Source organism: Corynebacterium sp. HMSC076D02, assembly GCF_001813815.1.
In the GTDB taxonomy this organism is placed as follows: domain Bacteria; phylum Actinomycetota; class Actinomycetes; order Mycobacteriales; family Mycobacteriaceae; genus Corynebacterium; species Corynebacterium simulans.
Genome location: NZ_KV814014.1, coordinates 1 through 1,992 on the forward strand (window position 1 = coordinate 1; position 1,992 = coordinate 1,992).

The window sequence follows — 1,992 nt, forward strand, 5'->3', positions numbered from 1 at the left end:
AGATCGTCCGGGAGTTCGAGCCAGCGGCCCATCCGCGTAGTCCACGGTTCGGTGAGTTCGGGCCGATACGTCGCTTGGCCCCAGATGATGAACTCGGCGCGCTTGGCGGCCCCGTGGGCGGCGACGTGAACGTAGCTCAGGAGCCGCTCGGTGGCGTTGGCGTTCTCGAGGGGCTTGCCAAGGGTGGCAGTCATGTCGTTCTCGACGTTGGCCGCAGCGTGGTCGACGATCGCGGCGAGCAGTACGTCGCGGTTGCGGAAGTGATATAGCAATCCCGGTTTGGTGAGCCCGGCCTCGTGGGCCACTGCGTCAAGGGTAATGTCGCCACCCTCCGCTGCGTTCATGACGCGGAGGGCAGCTTCCAGGATCTCGGAGCGCTGACTGGTTCGCATATAGCTAACTTTACCATTTGGTAGGTGAAGCCTTCAACTGCGGCCGCTGGTAGGGGCACCTGGGGTACACCCTAGTTTTACGGGCATCCATGCCAGCAAGTTGCGCGTAAAATAGGGTAGATTCAGGAATTGTTTTACAGATGTACAGCAGGGTCTAGGTCTTAGGTTTACAGAGAGTGGTGGTTGTGGTGTTGTCGCCGGATGGTTTCCATGTTGAAAGTCATATTGACGCAGTGCCTGCGTTGGCGCGGGTGAAAAAACTGCATGGTGGGTTGTCGTCGGGGCAGCAGGCGTTGGGCAGGATTGTGCAATCCTTGCTCGCTGACGCTGATGCCCTCGACGGTATTCAGCTTTATGCCCTCTCGGATGCAATCGAGTCTTATCGTGATGCGGTCATAGAACAGGAGAATGCTGCCTTTAACCCCTCGCGGGGCGAAGACTAATGGCCAACGACTCCGGCTCCCGTGGGCAGCGGGTGGGCTATATCCGTGTTTCGACGGTGGAGCAGAATAATCAGCGCCAGAAAGAACTACTCAATGCTTCCGGCAGGATTGACCGGTTCTTTGAAGATAAGATTTCCGGCCGCACGAAGACTGCCCGCCCTGGGCTTGTCGAGTGTATGGCGTATGTGCGCGATGGTGACGAGCTCGTCGTCTCGTCGATTGATCGCCTCGCCCGATCTCTAACGGATCTGCGTGGCATCGTTGATGAGCTCACCGACAAGGGTGTGACTGTTACTTTCCTGCACGAGAACCTATCGTTCTCGAAGGGTGCTAGTGACCCGCGTGCGGATTTAATGCTAGGTATTTTGGGTTCGTTTGCGGAGTTTGAGCGGGCTATTATTCGTGAGCGCCAGGCGGAGGGGATTGCGTTGGCGAAAAAGGCCGGCAAATACAAAGGGCGCAAGCCTGCTCTTAGCCCGCAGCAAGTAGTGGAGATTAAGCAGCGTGTGCTGGCAGGGGAGTCGAAAGCCGCACTAGCGCGAGAGTTTGGGGTCACCCGTCCTACCGTGTATCGAGCATTGAAAAACGCCTAAAAGACGCAGCCGTAACGGTAAATCAGCGCAACTTGACCGGGGTTCGTATGCGTAAATATGCGCAGATTGGGCTGGCTGCATGGGAATTCGATGCTGTCTGCCTTTTACTTCTCTGCGGAGACCACCGGCCCCTTTTCGGTCCAGCGTTACTGCTAACGTTAGTGCCGGTTCACAATCATGCCCCACCACCTGTGGTGGGGCGTGGGCGTGACTTCCTCGTCGGTGCGCGGTTAGGTCCGCGCGTGTACGTGGGCTGTTCTGCGCGCCTAGACGGCGAGTGGACAACTCTACGACGTTAGGGAGGTGACCGATGGGTAGACACTCATTGGAAACGCCCGGTCGCAAAAGAAAAGACCTTGATGCCACCAAGCTTGACTGGCTCGATGTGGCTACCAAGGTCATAGTTCTTGCGACCGCAATCGTGAAGCTCGTTGAGGCGATGCTTCACATGGGCCTTTAGGTCCGATAACTCCAGCCGATTCGCAGTCGGTTGGGGTTATTTTTATGTGCAGCGATGGGTCAGGGACGAACCATGCTGTCATGTCTTAGGCTAATGTGCGCGCG

General features: G+C 57.1%; 4 protein-coding genes. 3 read left to right on the plus strand and 1 reads right to left on the minus strand.

Annotated features, from left to right (window positions below; translation table 11 throughout):
* The coding region (locus tag HMPREF2935_RS00040) for a TetR/AcrR family transcriptional regulator (protein WP_070731500.1) at positions 1 to 392 on the minus strand (392 nt) is incomplete at its 3' end.
* Between the two features lie 176 nt (positions 393 to 568).
* On the opposite strand from HMPREF2935_RS00040, the gene HMPREF2935_RS00045 reads away from it, so the two are divergent.
* The 3 genes from HMPREF2935_RS00045 (at position 569) to HMPREF2935_RS13100 (ending at position 1,888) form a co-directional block, all read left to right on the plus strand.
* Positions 569 to 835, plus strand: coding sequence for a hypothetical protein (locus HMPREF2935_RS00045; protein WP_198530996.1), 267 nt, complete (start codon positions 569 to 571; stop codon positions 833 to 835).
* Positions 835 to 1,428, plus strand: coding sequence for a recombinase family protein (locus HMPREF2935_RS00050; protein WP_070524737.1), 594 nt, complete (start codon positions 835 to 837; stop codon positions 1,426 to 1,428). The genes HMPREF2935_RS00045 and HMPREF2935_RS00050 overlap by 1 nt, the downstream gene beginning before the upstream one ends.
* Positions 1,429 to 1,738: 310 nt before the next feature.
* Positions 1,739 to 1,888 carry a hypothetical protein gene (locus tag HMPREF2935_RS13100; RefSeq protein WP_165033318.1) on the plus strand — a complete coding sequence of 50 codons (150 nt, stop codon included), beginning with the start codon at positions 1,739 to 1,741 and terminating at the stop codon, positions 1,886 to 1,888.
* The last annotated feature ends 104 nt before the right edge of the window (positions 1,889 to 1,992 follow it).